Source organism: Rhodobacter ferrooxidans (genome assembly GCF_000176015.1).
Classification (GTDB): Bacteria; Pseudomonadota; Alphaproteobacteria; order Rhodobacterales; family Rhodobacteraceae; genus Pseudorhodobacter_B; species Pseudorhodobacter_B ferrooxidans.
Genome location: NZ_ACYY01000004.1, coordinates 1 through 26,852, shown reverse-complemented (window position 1 = coordinate 26,852; position 26,852 = coordinate 1). Strand labels below are relative to the sequence as shown.

Sequence of the window (26,852 nt, the reverse complement as noted above, 5' to 3'; positions counted from 1 at the left end):
GCAGAGTTGAAGCAAGCGTAGGTCAGTTGCCCGCGCTGTGCATCTTGCGGGTGGCGATGACGTTTTCCAGCCAGCCCAGTTGCATCTCGGGCACCGAGGACAGCAAAAGGTCGGTGTAGTCGTCGAACGGCGGCGCCAGCACCTGGCTTTTAGGGCCATAGCGCACCACCTCGCCGCGATACATCACTGCGATGCGGTCAGCGATGGCGCGCACGGTGGCAAGGTCGTGGGTGATGAACAGATAGGCCACGCCTTCCTGCGCTTGCAGGTTCAACAGCAGCTTCAGGATGCCATCGGCCACCAGCGGGTCCAGCGCCGAAGTCACCTCGTCGCAGATGATCAGCCGCGGCTTGGCGGCCAGGGCGCGCGCGATGCAGACCCGCTGCTTCTGGCCGCCCGACAGTTCCGCCGGGTAGCGGTCGATGAAGCCGCGGCCCATCTCGATCTGCTCCAGCAGGTCTTGCACCCGGGCGCGTTTGGCCTCGCCCTTCAGGCCGAAATAGAACTCCAGCGGTCGGCCGATGATGGTGCCGACGGTCTGGCGCGGGTTCATCGCCACGTCGGCCATCTGGTAGATCATCTGCAACTCGCGCAGATCGTCCTTGCTGCGGTCGGCCAAGGCCGGGGCCAGCACGCGTCCCGAAAAGGTGATCCGTCCCTTGGCGGCGGGCAAAAGCCCGGTGATCACCCGCGCCAGTGTCGATTTGCCCGACCCGCTTTCGCCCACCACGGCAAGGGTCTGCCCGGCAGGCAGATCGAGCGTGACGGTCTTCAGCACGTCGAACTTCGTCCCCCGATACCGCGCGGTGACATTGGCCACCGACAGCACCGCCGCCGCGCCATCGGCCTTTTCGGCATGATCAATGGAACGGACCGAGACCAGCGCGCGGGTATACTCCTCGCGCGGCTCCTCGATGATCTGCTGCACCGTGCCGTATTCCACCATCCGGCCACCGCGCAGCACCATGATGTCGTCGCTGACCTGCGCCACCACGGCAAGGTCATGGGTGATATACAAGGCCGCAACGCCGGTCAGGTGGATCGCCTCCTTGATCGCCGCCAGCACCTCGATCTGCGTGGTCACGTCCAGCGCCGTGGTCGGCTCGTCGAACACCACAAGGTCGGGCTGCGGGCACAGCGCCATCGCCGTCATCACCCGCTGCAACTGGCCGCCCGACACCTGATGCGGATAGCGTTTGCCGATGCTTTCGGGGTTGGGCAGGCCAAGCCGGGTGAACAGTGCCACGGCGCGGGCTTCGGCCTCGGCGCGGGTGGCAAGGCCATGGCTCAGGGTGGTTTCGATCACCTGTTCCATCAACTGCCGCGCCGGGTTGAACGCCGCCGCCGCCGATTGCGCCACATAGGTGACCTGCCGCCCCCGCAGGTCGCGCAGATCACGGGCGCGCCCCTGCAGGATGTCGCGGCCCTTCAGCCAGACCTGGCCGCCGGTGATCCGCACCCCGCCGCGCCCGTAGGCCATCGAGGCCAGACCAATCGTCGATTTCCCCGCCCCGGATTCGCCGATCAACCCCAGCACCTTGCCCTTTTCCAGCGCGAAGGACACATCCTGCACCAGCACCACCTCGCGCGGCGCCTCGCCCGGCGGATAGGAGGTGGCCTCGATCCGCAGACCCTGCACCTTCAGCACGATTTCGGGGGGTTTAGGCACCGCGCCCGCCTTTCAGGCTGGTGGTGCGGGTCAGCACCCAATCCGCCACCAGGTTGACCGAGATCGCCAGTGTGGAAATCGCAAACGCCGGGATCAGCGCCGCCGGGATGCCGTAGACGATGCCCTCCTTGTTTTCCTTCACGATGCCGCCCCAGTCGGCCATCGGCGGCTGCACGCCAAGGCCGAGGAACGACAGGGTCGAGATGAACAGCACCATGAAGATGAAGCGCAGCCCCATTTCCGCGATCAGCGGCGACAGGGCGTTGGGCAATATCTCGCGGAAGATGATCCAGCCCTGCCGCTCGCCGCGCAGCCGTGCCGCCTCGACATAATCCATCACCGTGATGTCCACCGCCACGGCGCGGCTCAGGCGGAACACCCGGGTGGCGTCCAGCAGCCCCATCACCAGGATCAGGATCGGCAGCGTCACCGGCATCACCGACAGCACCACCAGCGCCGAGATCAGCGACGGGATCGACATCACCAGGTCGACCAGCCGTGACAGCACCTGATCCACCCAGCCGCCGCGCACCGCCGCGAGGAACCCAAGGCTGGCACCCAGCGTGAACGACAGCACCGTGGCGGCGGTGGCCACGAAAATCGTGGTCTGGCCACCCCAGATCATCCGGCTCAGCAGGTCGCGGCCGATGGAGTCGGTGCCAAGCCAATGGGTGGCCGACCACGGCTCCCAACTGTCGCCCACCACTTCGGCCATGCCGTAGGGGGCGATCCATCCGGCAAAGATGGCGCAGAAGAAATAGCCGCCGGTGAACACAAGGCCGATCAGCGCTGCCAGCGGGATGCGCCTCATTTCGGGTGCCTCAGCCGCGGGTTGGCCAGGATCGAGATCACATCCGCCAGCAGGTTCAGCCCGATATAGACCGCGGCGAACACGAGGCCACAGGCCTGCACCACCGGCACATCGCGTTTGCTGACGTGATCGACCAGGTACTGCCCCATGCCGGGATAGACGAACACCACCTCGACCACCACCACGCCCACCACGAGGTAAGCGAGGTTCAACATCACCACGTTGACCACCGGCGCCACCGCGTTGGGCAGGGCGTGGCGGGCGATCACGGTGAACGGGCGCAGGCCCTTCAACTCGGCGGTTTCCACGTAGGGCGACTGCATCACGTTCAGGATGGCGGCGCGGGTCATCCGCATCATGTGGCCCAGCACCACCAGCACCAGCACCAGCACCGGCATCGAAATCGCGTAAATCTTCTCGCCCAGAGTCATGCCGTCATAGATCGTGGCCAGCGACGGCAGCAGCCGGAACCGCACCGCCAGGAAGTAGATCGCGATATAGCCCAAAAGGAACTCGGGCACCGAAACCGTCGCCAGCGTCACCCCGGAAATCAGCCGGTCGGGCCAGCGCCCCTGGTAGCGCACCGCCAGCAAGCCCAGAAAGATCGCCAGCGGCACCGCGATCGCCGCGGCGCAACCAGCCAGAAACAGCGTGTTGGCCAGCCGCCCGGCCATCTCGTGCGCGATGTCCTGGCCGTTGGTCAGCGCCTTTCCCAGGTCGCCATGCAGCACGCCGCCAGCCCAGTGCAGATAGCGGCCAAGTGCTGGTTCATTCAGCCCCAGTTCGGCCCGCAGGTTGGCTAGGGTCTCCGGCGTCGCCGACTGGCCCAGGATGCTTTGCGCCACATCGCCGGGCAGGATCTGGGTGCCGACGAAAATCAGCACCGAGGCCGCCCACAGCAGTATCAGGCCCAGCGCCAGGCGCTGGACCACGAGTTTGATGATCGGATGCCCGGGATGGCTCACGCAAACCAGGTTTTCGACGAGGCAAAGCCACCCATCATTTCGTAGTTGGGATCGCCCTCCCAACCGGTGACCTGGTCGGTATGGGCATCGATGAAGTCGTTGAACATCGGGCAGATCACGCCGCCGTCGTCGTTCAGGATGTGGGCCACCTTGCTGTAAAGCTCCTTGCGCTTGGCCAGGTCGGTTTCCGACCTTGCCTGCAGGATCAGCGCGTCGAACTCGGGGTTGTTGTATTTGGTGTCGTTCCAGTCGGCGGTGGAAAGATAGGCCGTGGAATACATCTGGTCCTGCACCGGCCGCCCGCCCCAATAGGACGCGCAGAACGGCTGCACGTTCCAGACGTTGGACCAGTAGCCATCGTCGGGCTCGCGCTTGATCTCCAGCGGGATACCCGCCTTGGCCGCCGATTGCTGGAACAGCGCCGCCGCATCCACGGCACCGGGGAATGCGCCATCGGCCACCCGCAGCACGATCGGGCTGCCGTCATGCCCCGAGGCCTTGTAATGCTCGGTGGCCTTGGCCAGGTCGAACGGGCGTTGCTCCAGCGTTTCGTCGAACAGCGGATACGAGGCATTGATCGGGATGTCGTTGCCGATACCGCCAAAGCCGTCGAGGATCTTGTCGACCATCTCCTGCCGGTCGATGGCGTATTTCAGCGCCAGCCGCAGGTCCTTGTTGTCGAACGGCGCAGTATTGCAATGCATGATGAACACGTAATGCCCGCGGCCCGAGACGTTCTTGACCATGACGCCGGGCGAGCGGCCCAGCAGTTTGGCCACCTTCGGCTCCACCCGGTTGATCATGTGAACCTGGCCCGATTGCAGGGCCGAAGACCGCGCGGTGGCATCGTTGATGATCAGCAGCTCGACCTCGTCGTAATGGCCGCGCGCGGTGTTCCAGTCGTCGGTGTTTCTGGTAAAGCTGTAATGCACCCCGGCCTCGGCGGTGACCAGCTTGTAAGGCCCGGTGCCGATGGCGGCGTTCACGTCATCCAGCCCGCCGTTGGGCTGCACGATCAGGTGGTAATCGGCCATCAGATACGGCAGGTCGGCGTTGCCGGCGGCCAGCGTCACCACCACGTTGGTGCCATCGGCCTTGATCTCGGTAATACCCTGCATCACCCCGAAGGCCCCGGATTTCGAGGCCTCGTCGGAATGGCGCTTCAGCGTTGCCACCACGTCATCTGTGGTCAGCGCCGCACCATTGTGGAATTTCACGCCCTGACGGATCGCGAAGGTCCAGACCGTGCCTTCGGCATTGCCAGTCACGGATTCCGCCAGCAACGGTTCGATCTCGCCGGTGGCCGTCACGTTGACCAGCGTGTCGCCCCACTGCCGCCCCACCGCGAACGAGGCCGGACCATCGGCCAGCCCCGGGTCCAGCGCATCGGTGGTCTCGCCGCCGCCCAGACCGATTTTCAGGATACCGCCCTGCTTCGGTTCGGCCCGCGCCGACCCCGGCAGGAACGAGGTGCCCAGCGCCGCCGTCAGCCCGAAAGCCGCGGTGCGGTTCAGAAACGACCGGCGGCTGATCCGCGCGGCGTCGATCCGGTCCACAAGTCGTGCAAGATCGTCTTTCATTGGTGTTCCTCCCTGAATGTCTTGTTATGTTTTGCCCGAGCATGGCGCATCCGGGCGGTTTGCGACAATCTTTTTCGCGGGCCAGAAGCGTCGGATTCCGCCTAAATGTGGTCGCGTCTCACTTGCTCGGCAAAGTTGCGGTCAAACACCAGCGCCTCGCCCTCCCAAGCCCGCAGCCGCGCGGTCAAAGTCAGGGAATCGCCACTGGCACGCATTTCGGCCTCGGCCTCGGTGCGCACCGACCACGCCCCGCGCGCAAGGCTTTGCGTCCAGCGGATTTCGGCATGGGCTTGGGTGGGATCGTCGGGATGGATGCGCCAGCGCTCGGCCATGGTCTCGCCGGTGATCAGGCCGTGCGTCAGGTTCTCCACCGTGCCGCCGTCGTCTTCCACCAGCAGCGCCACGCGGCCGGTAATCAGATCGGTCTCGATCCGCCGCACCGCCTTGCCCTGGCGCAGCACCCGGTGTTTCCAGGGTGCTGCGGCTTCGGGTTCGGGCGGCGTCCATTCGGCATCGCTGCCCCGATGCACCGGCAAGTCCAGCGCCCCCGAAAGCAGCGTCAACGTCGCGGCCTTCGGGCTGGGCCAGACGAACGGCCAATAGGTCGTCGAAAGCGCCAGCCGCAGCCGGTGCCCGGGGACAAGGCGGTAGCCGGTCAGGTCCAGATCGAAACTTGCGCCAAACGCAGCCCCCACCGGCACCGGTATCGGGGCTTCCATGCTGTCGCGGTGCCGCAGGTTCAGCATGCCATGGCAGATGCGCACCGATTTGCCATCAGGCGCCACATCGCACAGCCGCGCCACCACAAAGGCAAACGGCTGATCGCAGGTCAGCCGCAACGACAGCCGCGCCGCTCCCAGCAGGTCCAGCGCTGCGTCCAGCGGTGCGGTATCAAAACACACCGACAGCGCATCATCCGCCGCCTGATCGCCCGGCATTTCGGCGTTCAGCCCCATCGGGAAGAACTCGCCGGTATGCAGGCCAAGGTGCTGCGGGGTTTTCACCTTCACCGCCAGAGACCCGCCCTCGCCGCCCAGCACCCCGCCCGCCGACAGCGGCATCACCCGCCGCTGCACCCGCGAGGACGGCCACTCCGCCTCGGTCAGCCAATGCCCGGCGCGATGCGCGGCGCTGGCGTCGGGCGGCGCGGAGTGCAGCATGTAGGCCCGCAACGCCGGGTCGTTTTCGGCCCCATTGGCGATGCCCTTCAGCCAGCGGTCCCACCACCGAACCGCCAGTTGCAGAAAACCGATGGCCGGCCCCGGCACCGCCGTGTGCGGATACTGATGCACCCAAGGCCCGATGATCCCCTGCACCGGGCTTTGCTGATGTTCCAGCAGATGCCCCACGGTGTTCATGTAATTGTCGGCCCAGCCGCCGATCGACAGCACCGGCACCTGCACCGCCGCCCAATCCTCGCAGATCGAGCCGTGTTTCCAATAGCCATCCCGCGCCTGATGCCCGGCCCAGCGCGGCGCCAGAAACGGCTGCGCCTCCAGCCGCTTCAGCCAATCCGCGCGCCAATCCGCCCGCAACACAGGGTCCGCAGGGCGCGAGGAATAGGACAACATCACCGCCCCCCAGCCGAGGTTTTCATTCAAGAGACACCCGCCCTTGAAATGGATGTCATCGGCAAAACGGTCGGTGGTCGAACAGACCGAAATCACCGCCCGCAACGCCGGCGGGCGCAGGGCGGCGGTCTGCAAACAGTTGAAGCCACCCCAGCTTTTTCCCATCATCCCCACAGAGCCGCTGCACCACGGCTGCGCCGCCAGCCAGCCAATCACCGCACAGGCATCCGCCAGTTCAAGTGCTGTGTATTCGTCGTCCATCAGCCCTTCGCTGTCGCCATTGCCGCGCATGTCCACCCGCACGCAGGCATAACCATACCCCGCGACATAGGGGTGCATCAGCTCGTCCCGTGGCAGCGTGCCGTCGCGCTTGCGGTAGGGGATGTATTCCAGCACCGCCGGAACCGGGTTTTCCCCGGCATCAACAGGCATCCACACCCGCGCCGACAACCGGCAACCATCGGACATCACGATGCCCATGTCCTCATGTTCGACAATCGAATGTGCAAACGCGGTTCTGACGGCCATGCCCTGCCTTTCCCGGTTTTTCTGACGTGCTGCCTCATCTGATGCCGCAGACCCGCAACATCCCCGCCCGTTCGCGCCACTTCCCGGCCGGAATACGACAAAGGAGGGCGTTTCCGCCCCCCTTCCTATCGCTTCACAACGTTTGCTGGCGTTACTTGGCCACGTCGCCAAAGCCCGAGATCACCAGCACATCGTCGGTGCCGTAATCATCGACCTTCGGCATCGCGCTGTCGTCGGAATGCTGGATCGAGACATAGGCGGTCTTGCCATCCGGCGCGAAAACAAAGCCGGTCGGCTCGGCACCGGTGTCCTTCACCGACAGAACCTTGATGCAGCCGTCGGTCTTGAGGTTGCGGTCAGCACCATCGGGCAGGCAGGCCCAGATATCGCCGTTGTCATGGTCCTCGATGACGTAAAGAACGCCGGTGCCGGGCTGGAAGGCCAGGTTGTCCATCGCGTTCATGTCCTTGTCACCCTCGATGAAGCGCACGACCGAGGTGTTGAAGAACTCCTTGCCGTCTTTCTCGCCCATCTTCACTTCCATCGGCGCCAGATCGACCGCGCACATGGTTTCGGCAAAGTTTTGCGCGCCTTCGTTGCCGGTGTTGGTCCAGCAGAACCGCAGGCCTTCGCCGGTATAGCTGGAGTCGGCGTGCAGGTCCTCGGGGCGATAATAGCCGGTCGCACCCTTGAAGTTCGCCTCGGCCCGCGCCTTGTTGGCCTTCACCTCGATCCAGCCGGCAACGCCGGTTTCGCAGCCCTGACCGAACTGCACCTTGTCGCCATAGCACGACACCTGCATCGCATAGAGCTTGCCCGCCGCGAAGGGCGAGGCCGCCGGATCGGTGATCATGCCGCCCGCAGCCGGGGTTTCGGGCACAAACTTGAAGATCGCGCCGCCGTCATTGCCGATCAGGTCGCCGTCACCGGGGCGCAACTCGTCGCCGGCATAGACCACGCCATTGGCCATCACCTCGATGCCTTCCCAGGCCATCGTCGGCAGCGCCATGCGGCGCACCACCTTGGCCGGGTCCGAGCTTTCGCCGGTGTCGCGGTCCAGGATGGTGACGTTGGTGGTGGTCAGCGGATCGTAAAGCTCGTAGGCGCCGCCGCGGTCATCCTCTTCGGTGAACAGGATGGTGCCCCAGGCGGTGGTGCGGATGCCGTCGCAGGACGAGGTGCCGCGCACGATGGTTTCAACCTTGCCATCCGCCAGTGCGATGCGCTGCACGCCGGGCTGCATCTTGCCGGCCGCCACCTCTTCGGCATCGCCTTCGACGCAGGCGATGATGTGGGTCGGATTGTCAGCCGGGAAGAACGCCATCATGTCGGTGGAATCGGCGGCATCGCGGGTCAGGAAGCTGGCGGTCAGGCCCTCGGCCAGCGCGACACTGTCGGCAGCCGTGGATTCGGGCTTGCGATAGCCGAATTCGGCACTTTCCGCGGCGCTTTCGGCCAGCGGCTTGGCAATGCCGAACAGGGCTGCGGATTTCTCGGCCAGCATCTGATCGACCATGACGCCGAAATCTTCGGCGGCGGCGGGCAGAGCGGCGGTCAGAAGCAGGGTGGCGAGGATCGTCGTTCTCATCATGGTCTCCATGGCTGCGAGGGTCGCCCGAGCCATGACGGCTTTCGGTAACGCCCATTTGACCCGCCAAAGACGCTTTGATGACGGGCCTGCGCAGTTCGTATCCGCGCCCGGAGCGGTCTTTTCTGCGCTATCGCCCGGTCGGTTGGATGGCTAGGCTGCACCCCAACCGCCACAGCCGGAGCCCGCCATGACCGACCAACCCAACATCCTGCCCAACATTTTGGTCGTCATGGTGGATCAACTGACCGGCACGCTGTTCCCCGATGGCCCGGCGGATTGGCTGCATGCCCCCAACCTGCGGGCGCTGGCCGACCGCTCGGTGCGCTTTGCCAATGCCTATACCGCTTCGCCGCTCTGCGCCCCGGCCCGCGCGTCGTTCATGTCGGGGCAACTGCCCAGCCGCACAAGGGTCTATGACAACGCCGCCGAGTTCGCCTCGGACATCCCGACCTACGCCCACCATCTGCGCCGCGCGGGCTATCAGACCGCCCTGTCCGGCAAGATGCATTTCGTCGGCCCCGACCAGTTGCACGGCTTCGAGCAACGCCTGACCACCGACATCTACCCCGCCGATTTCGGCTGGACCCCCGATTACCGCAAACCGGGGCAGCGGATCGACTGGTGGTATCACAACCTCGGCTCGGTCACCGGTGCCGGCGTGGCCGAGATCACCAACCAGTTGGAATATGACGACGACGTGGCCCACATGGCCTGCCAGAAGCTTTACGATCTGGCCCGCGGCGCCGACCCCCGGCCCTGGAGCCTGACGGTGTCGTTCACCCACCCGCACGACCCCTTCGTGGCGCGGCGCAAATACTGGGATCTCTACAACGATTGCGCCCATCTGGAGCCGCCCGAGGCCATCGCCTACGAAGATCAGGACCCACATTCCCAACGCCTGCTGGATGCCTGCGACTTCCGCGCCACCGAGGTGACGCCCGAGCATATCCGCCGCGCAAGGCAGGGCTATTTCGCCAACATCTCGTATATCGACGACAAGATCGGCGAGGTTCTGGCGGTGCTGGAGGCGACACGACAGGAAGCGGTGGTGGTGTTCGTGTCCGACCACGGCGAGATGCTGGGGCGGCGCGGGCTGTGGTTCAAGATGAACTTCTTCGAAGGCGCGGCCCGGGTGCCGCTGATGATTTCCGCGGCAGGGTTGGAGCCCGGCCTGGTGGAAACCCCGGTCTCGACGCTGGATGTGACGCCGACGGTGTGCGATCTGGCGGGGATTTCGATGGAAGCGGTGATGCCGTGGACGGACGGCGAAAGCCTGGTGCCGCTGGCGCGCGGCTTTGCCCGCAGCAGCCCGGTGGCGATGGAATATGCCGCCGAAGGCTCGATCACCCCGATGGTCGGGCTGCGGCAGGGAGGCTGGAAATATGTCCGTTGCGCTGCCGACCCCGAGGTGCTGTTCGATCTGGAAACCGACCCCGAGGAACGCCACAACCTCGCCGCCGACCCGCGGGGGGCCGCGATGCTGGCGCATTTCCGCGGCCTGGCCGATGCCCGCTGGGACTTGCCGCGGTTCGACGCGGCGGTGCGCGAAAGCCAGGCGCGGCGCTGGGTGGTTTACGAGGCGCTGCGCAACGGGGCGTATTTCCCCTGGGATCATCAGCCGTTGCAGCAGGCCTCGGAACGCTACATGCGCAACCACATGGACCTGAACGTGCTGGAAGAGTTCAAGCGGTTTCCGCGCGGCGAATAGGACGCCGGATTGCGAAGAGGGCGGTCACGCCCGATGAGCGGCGGTTCTTGCGGCAGAGGCAGGACGCTCCGCGGGGGATATTTGTGCAAAGGTGAAAGCCTTAGCGCCGGTCTTGCAGCACCAGATCGGCACCTTTCCAGCCCATCAGGATCGCGGGCGCGTTGGTGTTGCCGGCGATCAGGTTGGGAAAGGCGCTGGCGTCGATCACCCGCAGGCCATCCACGCCATGCACCCGCAGCCGGGCATCGACTACGGACGTCGCCGGGTCCGGCCCCATCCGCGCCGTGCAGGAGGGGTGATAGACCGTGCCGGAGCGGTGGCGGAAATCGTCGGTCAGCGCCTCGTCGCTGGTGACCGCAGGGCCGGGGCGCAATTCTTCGGCGATCAGCCGGGCCATCGCCGGTTGTGCCGCGATCCGGCGCAGGAACTTCACCGCCGCCAGCATTTCGGCCACGTCATGTTCAGTGGCAAATGCATTGGCGGTGATTGCCGGATGCGCCAATGGGTCGGCCGAGCGGATGCGGATATGGCCGCGGCTGGTCGGGCGGCAGTTGGAAAGCCCGATCGACATGCCGGAAAACGGGTCGGGCGTCAGCAAGGGCCGTTCGCCATTGCGCGGGATCAGGGTGGAAAACGCCTGAAAATACAGTTGCATGTTGGGGCGTGGCAAATCAGGCGAGGTGCGGAAGAACCCGCCGCCGTGGTTGATGGATTTCGCCAGCGGCCCATTCCCGCCCAAGACATATTGCAACCCGGCCCGCAGCTTGCCCCACCACGGACGCAACTGGTCGTTATAGGTCGGCACTTGCATCCGCCAGGTGTAGTTGATGCCCTGATGGTCACTCAGATGGTCGCCGACATTGGGGTTGTCGCGCAGCACCGGGATGCCAAGGCCCTGCAACAGCCCACCCGGCCCGATGCCCGACAGTTGCAAAAGCTGCGGCGAGTTCACCGCGCCGCCCGCCAAAATCACCTCGGCCCGCGCCCGCAAGACGCGCGTCACCCCGCTCTGCCGGTATTCCACCCCCACCGCGCGGCCCTGCTCGATCAGCACCCGCGTCACCTGCGCCCCGGTTTCCACCCGCAGATTGGCCCGCCGCATCGCCGGTCGCAGAAACGCCCGCGCCGTCGAGTTGCGTCGCGCGGCCTTGATGGTCATCTGGTAGCTGCCGCAACCTTCCTGCTCGGCGCCGTTGAAATCCGGGTTGAACGGCAGCCCCGCACTTTCGCAGGCCGCCACATAGTCCTGCACCAGCGGATGCAAACCCGAGCGATTGGCCGCGATGAACAGTGGCCCGCCGGTGCCGCGCCAGTCATCGCCGCCAGCCTCGGTATCCTCGATGGCGCGATAGGCGGCCAGCACGTCCGGCCAGCCCCAGCCGGGGTTTTCGGCCCCCCATTCCTCGTAATCCGCCCGGTGCCCCCTGATCCACACCATCGCGTTGATCGAGGACGACCCGCCCAGCAGCCTGCCCCGCGGCCAGTGGTCGCTTTGCCCGGCCAGACCGGGGTCAGGTTCGGTTTTGTAAAGCCAGTTCACCGCAGGGTTGTAGAACAGCTTGCCGTAACCCAATGGCAAGGCCACGAAAAATCGCCGGTCCGAGCCGCCCGCCTCCAGCAGCGTCACCCGGAATTTGCCGGATTCCGTCAAGCGGTTGGCCAGCACGCATCCCGCTGACCCCGCGCCCACGATGATGAAATCGGTCTCGTCCACACCCGCTCCGGCGTTTTTCCGGCACACATACCCGATGCGGCCTTGCCACCAGACTAGCGCCGCAAGGCCGGGCGCCCCCGCGCATCCGCGACACAAAACCGTCGCAAATATCAGCGCCCCTTCCACACCGGGTCGCGCTTTTCGGCGAATGCCTTGGCCCCCTCCAATTGATCCTCGCTGGAATAGAGCCGGTCCACTGTCGGCATCTGCCGCTTGGTGATGCGGTTCAGCGCGTCCTGAAACCGCATGTTCTCGGCCTCGCGCACCACTTCCTTGATCGCGGCATAGACCAGCGGCGGCCCGGCCTCCAGCATCCGCGCCAGATCCCAGGCCTTGGCCAGCAAATCCCCCGGCGCGCAAACTTCGCGCAGCAGGCCCCAGCGCAGGGCCTCCTCGGCATCGAACCAGCGCCCGGTCAGCAGCAGGTCCATCGCCACATGATAGGGGATGCGCTTGGGCAGCTTGATGCTGGCAGCATCGGCCACCGTGCCCGACCGGATCTCCGGCAGCGCGAAGGTTGCGGTGGCCGACGCCAGGATCAGATCGCAAGACAGCGCCAGTTCCAGCCCGCCACCGCAGCAGATGCCGTTCACCGCCGCAATCACCGGCTTGTTGAGATTGGGCAGTTCCTGCAGGCCGCCAAAGCCGCCCACGCCATAGTCGCCGTCCACGGCATCGCCACCCGCCGCCGCCTTCAAGTCCCAGCCGGGGCAGAAGAATTTCTCGCCCGCCGCCCGCAGGATCGCCACGCGCAGGCTGTCGTCATCGCGGAAATCCCGGAACACCAGCCCCATGATCCGGCTGGTGATCAGGTCAATTGCGTTGGCTTTCGGGCGGTCCAGCGTCACCTCCAGCACCGCCCCCTCGCGCCGGGTGCGGATCGGGCCATCGGTCAACATCTGCATCATGGCATCACCTTTCTGATCAGCGCATCCACCGCCACGGCACCGGTCTCGCGCAGCAGCACCGGGTTAAGCTCAATTTCCTCAAGGCTGGCGTCGGCCTGCATCAGCGCCGCCAGCCGCATCGCCATCGCAACCAGCGCCGGCACATCCGCCCGCACCCGGCCGCGATAGCCGTCCAGCAACGGCCACAGCCGAAGCCGTCGCAAGGCCGCAAGCACCTCGGCCTCGGTCACCGGCAGGATCAGCGTCACCGTATCCGCCAGCAGTTCCGCCGTCACCCCGCCGAGGCCCAGCGTCAGGCTGACCCCATAGACCGGGTCTCGCCGCAGCCCCAGCAGCACCTCGGCCACCGCACCCGTCACCATCTCCTCGGCCAGATAACCGCTGGCCCCCGGCATTTCGGCCTGACCTGCCAGCGTGGCAAGCCCCAACCTCACCGCCCCAGCCTCGGTCTTGTGGGCAAACCCCAAGCCTTTCAGCGCCAACGGCGGCACCAAAGCCGCAGCCTTCGGCATCAGTTCCGCCAACGTCTCCGCCGCCACGAACAGCGGCACCGCCACGCCCGCCGCCACCAGCAACCCCTTGGCCTCGGCCTCCGACAAAAGCCGCGCGTCGCGCTCCGGCCCCGCCGCCAAAGGCCGCCACCCCGGCACCCCGCCCGGCGTCTGCGCCGCCTTGATCGCCCCCAAAGCCGCCTCCAGCCCCATCAGCGGCACCACGCCGCGCGCCAGCATGTCCTCGCCCAATGCCTCGTCGAAATTCTCCGGCAAGGAGGCCACGGCAAAGGCCGGTTTTCCGGTCGCCTGCCCCGCCGCAACAATCGCCTCCAGCGCCGGGCCGAAACTTGCCGGGTCACAGCGGTCGGGCCGCGGCGGGTCGATAATGAAGATGCCCGCGTCATAGCCCGCCAGCATGGTGGTGAAAACCTCGGTGGTGCGCGGCCCGTCGCCCCAGATGAAGGTGTGATAATCCAGCGGGTTGGCAATGGTGACAATCGGCCCCAGTACCTCGCCCAACCGCTGCCGCTGCTCTGCCGAGGGCGGCGGAAAGTCGATCCCGAACGGCGCCGCGAGGTCCGCCACCAACCCCGCCTCGCCGCCCGAGCACGACAGCGAACAAAGCCGCGTGCCGATCTGCGGCCCGTGGGCGTGGAAGATTTTCAGCGTCTCCAGCAGTTCCGGCAAGGTCGAAACCTCCGCCACCCCCGCCTGCCGCAGAAAGGCGCTGGAGGCCGCGCCGCCCCCCGCCAAGGACGCGGTATGCGAGGCCGCCGCGGTGCGGGAAAGCTCGGTCTTGCCGGATTTCAGGCAAACCACGCCCTTGCCCGCCGCCCGCGCCGCTTGCGCCAAAGCCGCAAAGCCGGGCGCATCGTCGATACCCTCGACATACATGCCAATGGCCGTCACCCGCTCGTCATCCAGCAAGGCGCCCGCCAGTTCCGCCAACCCCACCTGTGCGGCATTGCCCAGACAGGCCACATAGGCCACCGGCAAAGCGCGGGCCTGCATCGTCAGGTTGATCACGATGTTGGAGGATTGCGACAGCAGCGCCACCCCGCGCTCCACCCGCCGCCCGCCATGCTGGTCGGGCCACAAGAGCGCGCCGTCGAGGTAGTTGATCACCCCATAGCAGTTCGGCCCCAGGATCGGCATTTCCCCCGCCGCCGCTACCAAAGCCGCCTGCAACCCCGGCTCGCCCGCCTCGGTCCAGCCCGAAGCAAAACAGATCGCCCCCCCCGCCCGCATCGCCGCCAGCTCGCGTACAACCTCGACCGTGGCATGCCGGTTCACCCCGATGAAGGTGGCATCCGGCACGCCGGGCAGATCGGCCAGCGAGGGATAAGCAGGCAGACCGCCGATGTTCTGCTTTAAGGGATGCACCGGCCAGACCGGCCCCGCGAACCCCATCTTGCGGCATTGCGCAATCACATTCTCGGCCCAGACCGAGCCCAGCACCGCAATAGACCTCGGGCGCAGCAGGCGCGACAGGTCTGTCATGTCTGGTGCCCGCGCTGGCTGAACCAGCCGGGGGCTGTCTGCCCCCGGACCCCCGAGGATATCTTCAAACAGATGAATGAGGAAAGGAGACGCCCTGCCCCCAGCCAAGGGAGCAGGGAATCTTCACCTGTTACGGTCATCGGCGTCCCCGCCTGTACCGTGCAACCAATCTGCCGACTCAAGGTTAACATTTCGTTTCATCTGTTCTCAAATATCCTCCGGGGGTCCGGGGGTGGAAAACCCCCGGCCTGTCAGCCATCCACCGCCCGCAGCAGCTCGCGACTGATGATATGGCGCTGGATTTCCGAGGTGCCCTCCCAGATCCGCTCCACCCGCGCGTCGCGCCAGATCCGTTCCAGCGGCAACTCGTCCATCAGCCCCATGCCGCCATGGATCTGGATCGCCTCGTCCGCCACCATTGCCAGCACTTCGGTCGCCTTCAGCTTGGCCATCGACATGTCGGCCTCGGTCACCGTGCCCTGATCGAACTTCCACGCCGCCTCGCGGGTCAGCAGTTCTGCCGCCTTCAACTCCATCGCCATATCGGCCAGCTTGAACGACACGCCCTGGAACTTGCCGATCTGCTGGCCGAACTGCCGACGCTCGGCGGCATAGCTGATCGCCAGCCCCAGCGCCCGTTCGGCGCGGCCAAGGCAGGTGGAGGCGACTTGCAACCGGGTCGCCCCCAGCCAGGTGTTGGCGACATCAAACCCCTTGTGGGCCTCGCCCAGCACTTGCGCCGCGGGCAGGCGGCAGTTGTCGAACTCCAGGATCGCGTTGGTATAGCCCCGGTGGCTGACGTTGCGGTAGCCGTCGCGCACCGTGAAGCCCGGCGTGCCCTTGTCCACGAAAAACGCGGTGATCCGCTTCTTTCGCCCACGCGGAGTGTCTTCCTCGCCGCTCGCCATGAACACGATGGCGAAATCCGCCAGATCGGCGTGGCTGATGAAATGCTTGGTGCCGTTCAGCACCCAGTCGCCGCCCTCCAGCCGCGCCGTGGCTTTCATGCCGCGCAGATCGGACCCGGCGCCGGGTTCGGTCATCGCCAGGCAATCCCATTTCTCGCCGCGCACGCAAGGCAGCAGATACCGCTCGCGCTGCTCGGCCGTGCCCGCCAGCAGGATGTTGGAGGGCCGCGCCACGCAGGTCCAGTGCAGCGCATAATTCGCTCGGCCCAGTTCCTTTTCATACAAAAGCCAGGTCAGGGTATCGAGACCGGCACCACCCACCTCCTCGGGCATGTTGGCGGCGTAAAGCCCGGCGGCAATCGCCTTGGCCTGCACCTCGCGGATCACCTCCATCGGCAGATGGCCGGTGCGTTCGACCATCGCCTCATGCGGATACAACTCGGCCTCCACGAAGGCCCGCGTGGTGGCGACGATCATCCGCTGTTCGTCGGACAGGCCGAAATCCATCACGCTTTCCTTTGGCCGACGTGGCGACCCGCCGCCTCGGGGCGCGGCAGCGGTGCATGGGCGGCGGCGATCGGCAGCAGCCGGTCCAGGATCGCCTTGGGTGCCGCGCAGGTCTTGCCCGCCGCCATATCGACATGCAGCAGCATCTGTTCCAGCGTCGCCACCGCCTCGCCGCCTTTCAGGATGCGGATGAAGATGTGCAGCCGCTTTTCATCCGCCGCCAGCACCTGCACCGAGCCCGTCAGTGCATCCCCCAGCTTCGCCTCGCCCAGATGCATGATGTGGGTCTCGGCGGTGTAATAGCTGTAGCCGGTGCCGACATAGGCCACATCCGCCCCGATAAAGCGCAAGAAAGCGTCCGAGGTTTCCGAAGCCGCGAACAGATAGCGGCTTTCGGTCATGTGGCCGTTGTAGTCGATCCAGCCCGGAAGCACCGTCAGGTGCGCCATTTCCAGCGGACCAGTGCCCGGCACGGGCACGGGAAGCGCCGCCCGCCGCAGCGCGTCATGCTCCAGCAGCACCTTGCCTGCACCCCAGTTGCGTTCCTTCAAGACCCGCAGGAAACCGATCAGGTTCTGGTCGCGGATGCGTTCCAGCTCGCGGATGCTGTGCATCCCCGATTGCGCATCGGACTGCCCGGCGATCAGGTCCACCAACTCGTCGTTGAACTCCGGCACGTCCATCAGCTTGGTCCAGGGCCAGGTCAGGCACGGCCCGAACTGCGCCATGAAATGCTTCATCCCGGCCTCGCCACCCGCCACGCGGTAGGTCTCGAACAGCCCCATCTGGCCCCAGCGCAAGCCAAAGCCCATGCGGATCGCCTCGTCAATCTCCTCGGTGGTGGCGACGCCATCCTTCACCAGCCACAAGGCCTCGCGCCACACCGCCTCCAGGAACCGATCCGCGATGTGGGCATCGATCTCCTTGCGCACATGCAAGGGGAACATGCCGATCTCGCGCAGCGTTTCCTTGGCGCGTTCCACGAGGCCCGCGTCGGTCTGCGCCGAGGGCACCACTTCGGCCAGCGGCAAAAGGTAAACCGGGTTGAACGGATGGGCGACAAAGATCACCGATGGATCCGCCGCCCCCTGCTGCAACTCGCTGGGCTTGAACCCCGAGGTCGAAGAGCCGATCGGCACGCCGTGGCTGGATTGTTGGATCTGTGCAAAAACCCGGTGCTTCAGGTCCAGCCGCTCCGACACCGATTCCTGAATGTAATCCGCACCTTCAACGGCTTCGGTGATGCTGGTGGCAAACGACAGCGCACCCTCGGATTGCATGGGAACGTCAGAAAGTGCCGGCAGGCTGGCGCGGGCGTTGGCCAGCACTTCACCGATCTTGCGGCCCGCCTCGGGGTCGGGGTCGAACACCGAAACATCCCAGCCGTTCAGAAGGAACCGCGCCGCCCAGCCGCCACCGATCACCCCGCCGCCAATGATTGCCGCCTTGCGCGCCATGAAACTTCTCCCGCATCGGTGCAGCCGCACCGCAATTCCGTTCAATCGACGCAGAGCATCGGGGTGGCGACGCCGTTTTCCAGCGTCGAGAAACAGCCGAACATCGGCGTCGAGGCCGAACAGGTCCGGCTGTCGGCCATGCACGACCCCTCGCATTGGTCGTTCGAGGTGCAGGCCTTGCCCGCATCCGGCAGCAGCCTGACGCAGGTCGGCCCAGACATGGTGACCACCATCTTGCCGCCCGGGCAGTCGGCCTGCGGCTGCCCGGCATCCTCGGCTTTCGATTGCGGCACGCAGGCCGCAAGCAGCAACGCCAGTGCCAGAACCCGCCTCATTTTGCGACCGGCGCGCGTTTCTCCAACCCCAGTTTCGCCCGCACCTCCGCAGGCGTGATCACCCGCGCCCCCAGGTTCGAGATGATGGAAACCGCCCGCTCCACCAGTTGCGCGTTGGTGGCCAGCACGCCCTTGTCCAGCCAGAGGTTGTCCTCCAGCCCCACCCGCACGTTGCCCCCGGCCAGCACGGCGGCCGCCACATAGGGCATCTGGTGCCGCCCGATCGAGAACGCCGACCAGTGCCAGTCGGCAGGCACGTTGTTGACCATGGCGAGGAAGGTGTTCAGATCGTCCGGCGCCCCCCAGGGCACGCCCATGCAAAGTTGCACCAGCACCGGCGCCGGAATGATGCCTTCCTTGACCAGTTCCTTGGCGAACCACAGATGCCCGGTATCAAAGGCCTCGATCTCGATCCGCACGCCGGAATCGCGCATCCGTGCGCCCATGTCGCGCAACATGCCGGGGGTGTTGACCATCACGTAATCGGCCTCGTTGAAGTTCATCGTGCCGCAATCCAGCGTGCAGATCTCGGGCCGGCACTCCACCACATGCGCCACCCGTTCGGCAGCACCCGCCATGTCGCTGCGCGGCGAGGGCCGCCCCATCGCCTCGGTGCCGTCGAACAACAGATCGCCGCCCATCCCCGCCGTCAGGTTCAAGACCACGTCGGTGGCACTGTCGCGGATGCGCTCGGTCACCTCGCGATAAAGCGCCGGATCGCGCGCGGCCTTGCCGGTTTCGGGGTCGCGCACATGGCAATGCACCACCGCCGCCCCGGCCTGGGCCGCCGCAATAGCACTTTCGGCAATCTGCGCCGGGCTGCGCGGCACATGCGGCGAGCGGTCTTGCGTGCCACCCGAGCCGGTGATGGCACAGGTGATGAAAACCTCGCGGTTGATGGCAAGCGGCATGGGCGTCCTCCAGATGTTACCGCCAACCCTAACGCCCTTGCAGACCGGCGCTTGGCGTTTTACGAAAGAAACATGTCAAAAACCGCAACGATCTTTGCCCCGTCAACGCAGCCGCTGTCGATCGCCCTGCTGGTGCTGCCACAATCCTCGATCCTGGAGGTGGCGAGCACGCTGGACCCGCTGCGCTCCGCCAACCGGCATCTGGGGCAGGACGCGTTCCGCTGGCGCGTGGTGTCGCCCGATGGCCAGCCAGTGCCGCTGACCTGCGGTATCCAGTTGCCCTCCGCTGGCCCGCTGCAAACCGCCGCCGGGGCCGATGTGCTGATCGTGATCGCCGGGTTCCGCCAGTCGCAGGTCGCCACCGCGCCGCTGATCCGCGACCTTTCCCGCATGGCGCCGCGGTTCACCGCCATCGGCGGCATCGACGCGGGGCCCTGGGTGCTGGCGCGCGCGGGCCTGCTGAACGGCCACCGCGCCACCGTGCATTGGGAGGATCTGGAAGACCTCGCCGCCGCCCACCCGCAGATCGAGGTGGCGCCGGACCGTTTCGTGCTGTCGGGCAACCGCTTTACCGCGGGTGGTGCCGCCCCCGCCGCCGACCTGATGCTGCACCTGATCGCCGCCCGCCACGGCCCGGCGCTGGCACTTGCAGTGGCGGCCTCGTTCATCACCACCGCGAGGCCCGGCCACGAGCCACAACTCGGCCCCCAGCCGCCGAAAACCCGCCTGAACCCCCGCGTCGCCGCCGCCATCGCCCGGATGGAAGCCCGCATCGACGCCCCCGAACCCGTCAGCGCCACTGCCGCCGCCCTGAACTTGTCGCCCCGCCGCCTTGAACAGCTTTTCCGCGAAAACCTCGGCCTGACCCCCGGCGCCTATGTGCTGCACCTGCGGCTGCAAACCGCCCGCCGCCTGACCACCGACACCCACCACCCGCTGGCCGAGATTGCCCTGCGCACCGGCTTTTCCTCCGCCGCCAGCCTCAGCCGCGCCTTCCGCCGTGCCTTTGGCCAGCCACCCAGCGCACTTCGCTAACCCCGGTTTCTTCTCTGCAAAAGTATCCCACGGGGGCCCGGGGGTGTGAAACCCCCGGCGCCTGCCACACTCAAGCCGCGTCCAGCCCACGCCCCTTCAGCAAAGCCTCCACCCCCGGCATCCGCCCCCGAAACGCCAGATACAGCGCCTCGGCCTCCTGACTGCCACCCGCCGACAGGATGAACTTCTCCAGCCGCGCCGCCACCGCAGGATCAAATGCATCCCCCGCTTCCTCGAAGGCAGCAAAGGCGTCGGCGTCCATCACCTCGGACCACATGTAGCTGTAATAGCCCGAGGAATAGCCGTCGCCGGAAAACACATGCGCGAAATGTGGCGTGGCGTGGCGCATGGAAATCGCCCGTGGCATCCCCAGCCCTTCCAGCACCTGCGCCTGCATCGCCATCGGGTCCGCCGGGGCTGCGCCCTCGTGAAACGCCAGATCCACCAGTGCCGAGGCCACAAACTCCACCGTGGCAAAGCCCTGATCGTAAGTCCCCGCCGCCAGCAGCCGCTTCAACATGTCGGCAGGCATCGGCTCGCCGGTCTGCCAGTGCCGCGCGTGCCGCTCCAGCACCTGCGGCACCTCCAGCCAATGCTCATAAAGCTGGCTTGGCAATTCGACGAAATCCCGCGCTACCGAGGTGCCCGAGATGAAGCCGTAGGTCACATCCGACAGCATCTGATGCAGCGCATGGCCGAACTCGTGGAACATCGTGCGCGCGTCGTCATAAGACAGCAGCGAAGGCGTGCCCTTGGCGAAGTTGCAGACGTTCACCACGATCGGCCGCACATCCGCCCCCAGCTTGCGCTGGCTGCGCATCGCCGAACACCAGGCCCCCGAACGTTTCGAGCCGCGCGCGAAGTAATCGCCCAGAAACACCGCCACATGCGCGCCCTTGCGCGTCACCTCCCAGCCCCGCACGTCCGCATGGTAGAACGGCCCCGGCAGGGCGCGAAACTCCAGCCCGAACAAGCGGTTGGCACAGTCGAATGCCGCCGCGATCATCGACTCCAGGGAAAGATACGGCTTCAGCGCCGCCTCATCCAGATCATGCTCGGCCTTGCGGCGTTTCTCGGAATAATACCGCCAGTCCCAGGCCTCCAGCGGCCCGTTCACCCCATCGGCGGCCATCATCGCCTGCAAGACCGCCGCATCGGCCTCGGCCTGCCGCTTGGCCGGTTCCCAGACCCGCAGCAACAGATCGCGCACCGCGGCCGGGGTCTTGGCCATCTCCGGCTCCAGCTTGTAATCGGCAAAACTGGCATAGCCCAGCAACTTGGCCCGCTCGTCGCGCAGCGCCAGAATTTCCGCCGCCACCCCGCGGTTGTCGGTGGCATTGCCATTCGCCCCGCGCGCGCCCCAGGCAGCATACGCCTTTTGCCGCAAATCCCGCCGTGGCGAAAACTGCAAGAACGGCACGATCAAGGATCGGTTCAGCGTCACCACCGGCCCCGAGGCACCCTTTTCCACCCCCGCCGCCCGCGCCGCATCCCGCACGAAATCCGGCAGGCCTTCCAGATCGGCCTCGGCCAGTTCCATGAACCACTCGCGTTCATCCGCCAAAAGGTTCTGGCTGAACTGCGTGCCCAGCACCGCCAGCCGCGACTTTACCGCCGTCAGCCGCGCCGCAGCCTCGCCCTCCAGCTTGGCACCCGACCGCACGAACATCTGCCGATACAACTCCAGCACCCGCCGCTCTTCGCCCGCCAAGGCCTCGCGCCCCTGCCAGACCGCCTCGACCCGATCAAACAGCGCCCGGTTGTTGGTCATTTCCGAGGCAAAGGCGCTCAGCTTCGGCGCCAGATCGCGCTGCAACGCCTCGCGCGCCGGTGTGCTGTCGGCCCCCGCCAGATTGTAGAACACCCCCGACACCCGGTCCAACGCCGCCTCGGCCAGTTCCATCGCCGCAATGGTGTTGGCAAATGTCGGCGCTTCCGCCGCCCCCGCAATCGCCGCGATATTGGCCCGCGCTTCGGCCAGCGCCACATCGAAGGCCGGCCCGAAATCCTCATCCCGGATCGCCGCGAACGGCGGCAAGCCAAAGGGCGTGGTCCAGGGGTCCAGCAAGGCATTGGGCATGGCAGTCTCCGTCATGAAATTCGGCATGGCGCCGCGGGGTGTCAGGCAAACTGCTCGTTCAGCAGCCGTTCTTCAAGCCCGTGGCCGGGGTCGAACAGGATGCGGTGGCTGACCCCGGCTTCCGAGCGGATCTCGACGATCACCACATCGCGCACCGAGCGGCCATCGGCATCGGCCATCACCGGGCGCTTTTCCGGCTCCAGCACGTCGAACCGCACCACGGCGGTCTGCGGCAACAACGCGCCGCGCCAGCGCCGCGGCCGGAACGCCGCCATCGCCGTCAGCGCCAGCACACCCGAACCGATCGGCAAGATCGGCCCATGCGCCGAATAGTTGTAGGCGGTCGATCCCGCAGGCGTCGCCACCAGCGCGCCGTCGCAGACCAGTTCGGCCAGCCGCTGCCGCCCGTCGATGCTGATGCGCAGCTTGGCGGCCTGCGGGCCTGCGCGCAGCAGGCTGACCTCGTTGATCGCCAGCGCCTCGTGCACATGCCCCTCGGACGTTACCGCCCGCATCGCCAGCGGATGGATCACTTCCTCCACCGCCGCCGCCAGCCGTTCCGGCAGACCCTCGGCCTCGTAGGCGTTCATCAAAAAGCCGATGGTGCCGCAGTTCATGCCGTAAACCGGCAGGCCCAGCTTCTGGGTGTCGTGCAGCGTCTGCAACATGAAACCATCGCCGCCCAGCGCCACGATCACCTCGGCCTTGTCCAGCGGCGACTGGCCGTAAGCCGCCACCAGATCGGCCAGCGCCACCTGCGCCGCCTCTGCCGTGCTTGCCGTAAAGCCGATCCGCATCCGCCGCCTCCGCTGTGCCCCGTGCACCTTGACCGCGCCGGGCGGCGAACTCAACCCCCGCCGATTTCGCGCAAACCATGCCGTGCGTCGCATTCCCCCCTTTCTGCGCCGCCCGCCGTGCTTTACATAGCCGCCAACCCAAGCCACCGCACAGGAGCCGCCGATGCCCGCCCAATCAGGTTTCTTCACCGAAGACCTTGCCACCTCGGACCCGGCGCTGTTCGCCGCCATCACCAGCGAACTGGGCCGCCAGCGCCACGAGATCGAGCTGATCGCCTCCGAGAACATCGTTTCCCGCGCGGTGATGCAGGCGCAAGGCTCGGTGATGACCAACAAATATGCCGAGGGCTATCCGGGCAAGCGCTACTATGGCGGCTGCGAATTCGTCGATGTGGCGGAAAATCTGGCGATCGAGCGGGCCAAGGCGCTGTTCGGCTGCGGCTTTGCCAATGTGCAGCCCAACTCCGGTTCGCAGGCCAACCAGGGGGTGTTCCAGGCGCTGATCAAGCCGGGCGACACCATTCTGGGGATGAACCTGGCCTCGGGCGGCCACCTGACCCATGGCGCGGCGCCCAACCAGTCGGGCAAGTGGTTCAACGCCATCCAGTATGGCGTGCGCCCGCAAGACAATCTGATCGACTATGACCAGGTCGAGGCTTTGGCGATTGAGCATCAGCCCAAGCTGATCATCGCCGGCGGGTCGGCCATCCCGCGGCAGATCGACTTCGCCCGCTTCCGCGCCATTGCCGACAAGGTCGGGGCATACCTCATGGTGGACATGGCGCATTTTGCCGGGCTGGTGGCGGGTGGCGCGCATCCCTCGCCCTTCCCCCATGCCGATGTGGCGACCACCACGACGCACAAGACCCTGCGCGGCCCGCGCGGCGGCATGATCCTGACCAACAACGAGGAAATCGCCAAGAAGGTCAACTCTGCCATTTTCCCCGGCATCCAGGGCGGCCCCTTGATGCATGTGATCGCCGCCAAGGCGGTGGCCTTTGGCGAGGCGCTGCGGCCCGAATTCAAGGCCTACGCGGCGCAGGTCATCCGCAACGCGCAGGCGCTGGCGGATGAATTGATGAAGGGTGGCCTCGCCATCGTCACCGGCGGCACCGACACCCATGTGATGCTGGTCGATCTGCGGCCCAAGGGCGTGAAGGGCAATGCCACCGAAAAGGCGCTGGGCCGGGCCAACATCACCTGCAACAAGAACGGCATCCCGTTCGACCCGGAAAAGCCCACCATCACCTCGGGCGTGCGGCTGGGAACGCCTGCCGGCACCACCCGCGGCTTTGCCGAGGCCGAGTTCCGCCAGATCGGCAAATGGATCGTCGAAGTGGTCGATGGGCTGGCGGCGAACGGCGAGGACGGCAATGCCGCGATCGAGGCGGCGGTGAAGGCCAAGGTCGAGGCGCTGTGCCGCGCCTTCCCGATCTACCCGACGCTGTGAAACAGCCCTGGCCGGGCGCTCGTCAAGCCCGGCCGGGCTTTCCTCGCTGAACCCGCGCAAGCGAGGAAGGCCGTCCCCGGCCTGAGGAGCGGCTCAGATAAAGCCGCGCCAGGCCAGCAGTCCGATCACCAGCGCCGCCAGCACCAGCAGGCTGCCCAGCACCGAGGGCAGCAGCCCCGCCAGCGCCAAGCCACGCCCGGCGACTGCCAGCCCGCCCAGATGCCGGACGCAGATGTCATAGGCCTCGGCCACCGCCGCCTCATCGACCTGCAACAGCAGCCTGGGGTTCTGCGCCATTTCGGCAAACTTCGCCAGATCCTCGGCCGCGTTTCGCACCTTGCGCGGCAACCCCCGCCCGCCCCGCGCCAGCTTTTCCGCCAGCCCGGTGCCCTTGACGCCCAAGCGTTCCTCCATCAGCCCGGCCACCCGGTCGGCCATCTGCTGTATCGTTACCGCGCCCATGCTGGCCCCTTGGAATTGCTGGCAAACTCTACGCCAGCGCGGGCCTTGCATCAACACCTCTGGCTGACCGCCCACCTGCGCGGTATTGAGGCAGAATGTTGCACACCCTCCATCACCCCGCCGTCACCCCGCAAGGCAACCCGCCGTTGCTGATCGCGCACGGCCTGTTCGGCTCGGCGCGCAACTGGGGGGTGATCGCCCGCCGCATGGCCGACGACCGCGAGGTGCTGGCGGTGGATATGCGCAACCACGGCGACAGCCCGCGTTTTGCCACCCAAGGCTATGCCGAGATGGCCGCCGATCTGGCCGAGGTGATCGTGGCCCACGGCGGGCAAGCCGATGTGCTGGGTCATTCGATGGGCGGCAAGGCGGCGATGATGCTGGCCGTGACCGCCCCGCATCTGGTGCGCCGTCTGGTGGTGGCCGACATCGCCCCGGTGGCCTACGGCCATGACCGCAGCAACCATGTCGCGGCCATGCTGGCGCTGCCGCTGGACGGGCTGACCACGCGCGGCGAGGCGGACCGGCGGCTGGCCGCCAGCATCCCAGACCCGGCGCTGCGGGCGTTCTTCCTGCAATCGCTGGACCTGAAGGCGCATCCGGTCCGCTGGCGGCTGAACCTGCCCGTGCTGGCCGCCGAGATGGGCAAGATCGTCGGCTGGCCCAACCCGCAAGGCCGGTTCGACGGCCCGACGCTGTTCGTTACCGGCGGCTTGTCCGATTATGTCCGCGCCGAACACCGCCCGGCGATTCTGGCGCTGTTTCCCAAGGCCCGCTTTGCCCGCATCACCGGTGCCGGACACTGGCTGCACGCCGACAAGCCGCGCGAATTCGAGGAAACCCTGCGGGCCTTCCTGAACGCCTGAGGCGACACGAAAAACCTCAGACGCCATGCAGGAAACAGGCTGGCAGGAGTTGGGGGACTCGAACCCACGACCCTCGGTTTTGGAGACCGATGCTCTACCAACTGAGCTAAACTCCTAGGCCTGAGCGGGAGGTATTGCAGCAGGGCGCGGAAATCAAGAGGGCTTTTTGGCGGTCGGGAAAGAACAAGGCTTTTGCAAAAGCCTTGGCAAAAATCCTTCGAAGGATTTTGGTTCCGGACGGCGGTAACGCCGGGTGCAAACGAAAAGGCCGCCCCGAAGGACGGCCTTTCCTACGCGATGTCGCCGAAATCAGGCGATGATTTTCGAAACGACGCCGGCGCCGCCCCGAGTTTCCCGGATCATCATGCGATGATCTTGGAAACGACCCCTGCCCCAACCGTGCGGCCGCCTTCGCGGATGGCGAAGCGCAGCTTTTCTTCCATGGCGATCGGCTGGATCAGCTCGACGTTGAACTTCAGGTTGTCGCCCGGCATCACCATTTCCGTGCCCTCGGGCAACTGGACAGTGCCAGTCACGTCGGTGGTGCGGAAGTAGAACTGCGGCCGGTAGTTGGCGAAGAACGGCGTGTGACGGCCACCCTCTTCCTTGGTCAGGATATAGGCTTCAGCCTCGAACTTGGTGTGCGGCTTCACCGAACCCGGCTTGCAGATCACCTGGCCGCGCTCGATGCCCTCGCGGTCGATGCCGCGCAGCAGCAGGCCGACGTTGTCGCCCGCCTGGCCCTGGTCCAGCAGCTTGCGGAACATTTCCACGCCGGTGCAGACCGATTTCTTGTTGGCGCGGATGCCGACGATTTCGACTTCCTCGCCGACCTTGACGATGCCGCGCTCGATCCGGCCGGTGGCAACGGTGCCGCGGCCCGAGATCGAGAACACGTCTTCGACCGGCATCAGGAACGGCTGGTCAACGGCGCGGGCCGGGGTCGGGATATACTCGTCCACCGCCTTCATCAGCGCGCGCACCGAGCTTTCACCGATTTCCGGA

At 66.3% G+C, this 26,852-nt stretch carries 21 protein-coding genes and 1 tRNA gene; 4 read left to right on the top strand and 18 right to left on the bottom strand.

Translation table 11 applies throughout. The annotated features are described in order from the left end of the window. Positions 1–22: 22 nt before the first annotated feature. From RSW2DRAFT_RS04000 to RSW2DRAFT_RS03975, 6 genes are all read right to left on the bottom strand, one after another. The gene (locus RSW2DRAFT_RS04000) at positions 23–1,669 is read right to left on the bottom strand and encodes an ABC transporter ATP-binding protein (protein ID WP_008028292.1); all 1,647 of its coding nucleotides are present in this window, start codon (positions 1,667–1,669) and stop codon (positions 23–25) included. Further along, the gene (locus RSW2DRAFT_RS03995) at positions 1,662–2,480 is read right to left on the bottom strand and encodes an ABC transporter permease (RefSeq protein ID WP_008028290.1); all 819 of its coding nucleotides are present in this window, start codon (positions 2,478–2,480) and stop codon (positions 1,662–1,664) included. The genes RSW2DRAFT_RS04000 and RSW2DRAFT_RS03995 overlap by 8 nt, the downstream gene beginning before the upstream one ends. Then, positions 2,477–3,445, bottom strand: a complete 969-nt coding sequence (locus RSW2DRAFT_RS03990) for an ABC transporter permease (RefSeq protein WP_008028287.1) — start codon at positions 3,443–3,445, stop codon at positions 2,477–2,479. The genes RSW2DRAFT_RS03995 and RSW2DRAFT_RS03990 overlap by 4 nt, the downstream gene beginning before the upstream one ends. Continuing rightward, positions 3,442–5,025, bottom strand: coding sequence for an ABC transporter substrate-binding protein (locus RSW2DRAFT_RS03985; RefSeq protein ID WP_008028285.1), 1,584 nt, complete (start codon positions 5,023–5,025; stop codon positions 3,442–3,444). Before RSW2DRAFT_RS03985 ends, RSW2DRAFT_RS03990 begins: the two co-directional genes overlap by 4 nt. 101 nt (positions 5,026–5,126) lie before the next feature. After that, on the bottom strand, positions 5,127–7,124 hold the full coding sequence (locus tag RSW2DRAFT_RS03980) for a CocE/NonD family hydrolase (RefSeq protein WP_008028283.1): 1,998 nt from the start codon (positions 7,122–7,124) through the stop codon (positions 5,127–5,129). A 151-nt stretch (positions 7,125–7,275) separates the two neighbouring features. Continuing rightward, the gene (locus RSW2DRAFT_RS03975) at positions 7,276–8,712 is read right to left on the bottom strand and encodes an alkaline phosphatase PhoX (RefSeq protein ID WP_008028282.1); all 1,437 of its coding nucleotides are present in this window, start codon (positions 8,710–8,712) and stop codon (positions 7,276–7,278) included. 190 nt (positions 8,713–8,902) lie between these two features. Here RSW2DRAFT_RS03975 and betC point away from each other — a divergent pair, with 190 nt between their 5' ends. Next, on the top strand, positions 8,903–10,423 hold the full coding sequence (gene betC, locus RSW2DRAFT_RS03970) for a choline-sulfatase (protein WP_008028280.1): 1,521 nt from the start codon (positions 8,903–8,905) through the stop codon (positions 10,421–10,423). A gap of 100 nt (positions 10,424–10,523) precedes the next feature. Here betC and RSW2DRAFT_RS03965 read toward each other — a convergent pair whose 3' ends face one another. The 7 genes from RSW2DRAFT_RS03965 to RSW2DRAFT_RS03935 form a co-directional block, all read right to left on the bottom strand. Beyond that, a complete protein-coding gene (locus RSW2DRAFT_RS03965) occupies positions 10,524–12,137 on the bottom strand; it encodes a GMC family oxidoreductase (protein WP_008028278.1) in 1,614 nt (537 codons plus the stop codon). Positions 12,138–12,247: 110 nt separating this feature from the next. Further along, positions 12,248–13,045, bottom strand: coding sequence for a carnitinyl-CoA dehydratase (locus RSW2DRAFT_RS03960; protein ID WP_008028276.1), 798 nt, complete (start codon positions 13,043–13,045; stop codon positions 12,248–12,250). Continuing rightward, a complete protein-coding gene (locus RSW2DRAFT_RS03955) occupies positions 13,042–15,039 on the bottom strand; it encodes an acetate--CoA ligase family protein (RefSeq protein ID WP_040671572.1) in 1,998 nt (665 codons plus the stop codon). Before RSW2DRAFT_RS03955 ends, RSW2DRAFT_RS03960 begins: the two co-directional genes overlap by 4 nt. Positions 15,040–15,290: 251 nt before the next feature. Beyond that, the gene (locus tag RSW2DRAFT_RS03950; protein ID WP_008028273.1) at positions 15,291–16,454 is read right to left on the bottom strand and encodes an acyl-CoA dehydrogenase family protein; all 1,164 of its coding nucleotides are present in this window, start codon (positions 16,452–16,454) and stop codon (positions 15,291–15,293) included. Continuing rightward, positions 16,454–17,911 carry a carnitine 3-dehydrogenase gene (locus RSW2DRAFT_RS03945; RefSeq protein WP_008028271.1) on the bottom strand — a complete coding sequence of 486 codons (1,458 nt, stop codon included), beginning with the start codon at positions 17,909–17,911 and terminating at the stop codon, positions 16,454–16,456. Before RSW2DRAFT_RS03945 ends, RSW2DRAFT_RS03950 begins: the two co-directional genes overlap by 1 nt. Positions 17,912–17,952: 41 nt before the next feature. Further along, entirely contained in the window at positions 17,953–18,246 is a 294-nt protein-coding gene (locus RSW2DRAFT_RS03940) for a hypothetical protein (protein WP_008028270.1), read from the bottom strand. Continuing rightward, complete coding sequence (locus tag RSW2DRAFT_RS03935) at positions 18,243–19,157, bottom strand: BKACE family enzyme (RefSeq protein WP_008028268.1); 915 nt, start codon at positions 19,155–19,157, stop codon at positions 18,243–18,245. The genes RSW2DRAFT_RS03940 and RSW2DRAFT_RS03935 overlap by 4 nt, the downstream gene beginning before the upstream one ends. A gap of 72 nt (positions 19,158–19,229) precedes the next feature. Between RSW2DRAFT_RS03935 and RSW2DRAFT_RS03930 the strand changes: the two genes are divergently transcribed. Continuing rightward, positions 19,230–20,192: a GlxA family transcriptional regulator gene (locus RSW2DRAFT_RS03930; RefSeq protein WP_008028265.1), complete on the top strand. Its 963-nt coding sequence runs from the start codon at positions 19,230–19,232 to the stop codon at positions 20,190–20,192. Positions 20,193–20,262: 70 nt separating this feature from the next. On the opposite strand, the gene RSW2DRAFT_RS03925 is transcribed toward RSW2DRAFT_RS03930, so the two are convergent. Next, on the bottom strand, positions 20,263–22,272 hold the full coding sequence (locus RSW2DRAFT_RS03925; protein WP_008028262.1) for a M3 family metallopeptidase: 2,010 nt from the start codon (positions 22,270–22,272) through the stop codon (positions 20,263–20,265). Between the two features lie 41 nt (positions 22,273–22,313). Next, a complete protein-coding gene (locus RSW2DRAFT_RS03920; protein ID WP_008028260.1) occupies positions 22,314–23,069 on the bottom strand; it encodes an NAD kinase in 756 nt (251 codons plus the stop codon). Positions 23,070–23,232: 163 nt separating this feature from the next. On the opposite strand from RSW2DRAFT_RS03920, the gene glyA reads away from it, so the two are divergent. Continuing rightward, positions 23,233–24,519, top strand: coding sequence for a serine hydroxymethyltransferase (gene glyA, locus RSW2DRAFT_RS03915; RefSeq protein WP_008028258.1), 1,287 nt, complete (start codon positions 23,233–23,235; stop codon positions 24,517–24,519). A gap of 93 nt (positions 24,520–24,612) precedes the next feature. On the opposite strand, the gene RSW2DRAFT_RS03910 is transcribed toward glyA, so the two are convergent. Next, complete coding sequence (locus tag RSW2DRAFT_RS03910) at positions 24,613–24,981, bottom strand: hypothetical protein (RefSeq protein ID WP_008028255.1); 369 nt, start codon at positions 24,979–24,981, stop codon at positions 24,613–24,615. 95 nt (positions 24,982–25,076) lie between these two features. Between RSW2DRAFT_RS03910 and RSW2DRAFT_RS03905 the strand changes: the two genes are divergently transcribed. Then, complete coding sequence (locus RSW2DRAFT_RS03905) at positions 25,077–25,847, top strand: alpha/beta fold hydrolase (protein ID WP_008028252.1); 771 nt, start codon at positions 25,077–25,079, stop codon at positions 25,845–25,847. A 40-nt stretch (positions 25,848–25,887) separates the two neighbouring features. Here RSW2DRAFT_RS03905 and RSW2DRAFT_RS03900 read toward each other — a convergent pair. Together RSW2DRAFT_RS03900 and RSW2DRAFT_RS03895 are read right to left on the bottom strand one after the other, a co-directional pair. Next, positions 25,888–25,963: transfer RNA gene (locus RSW2DRAFT_RS03900), tRNA-Trp, on the bottom strand. 246 nt (positions 25,964–26,209) lie between these two features. After that, positions 26,210–26,852, bottom strand: a 643-nt coding sequence (locus tag RSW2DRAFT_RS03895; RefSeq protein WP_008028250.1) for an EF-Tu C-terminal domain-related protein, incomplete at its 5' end; no start/stop codon positions are given.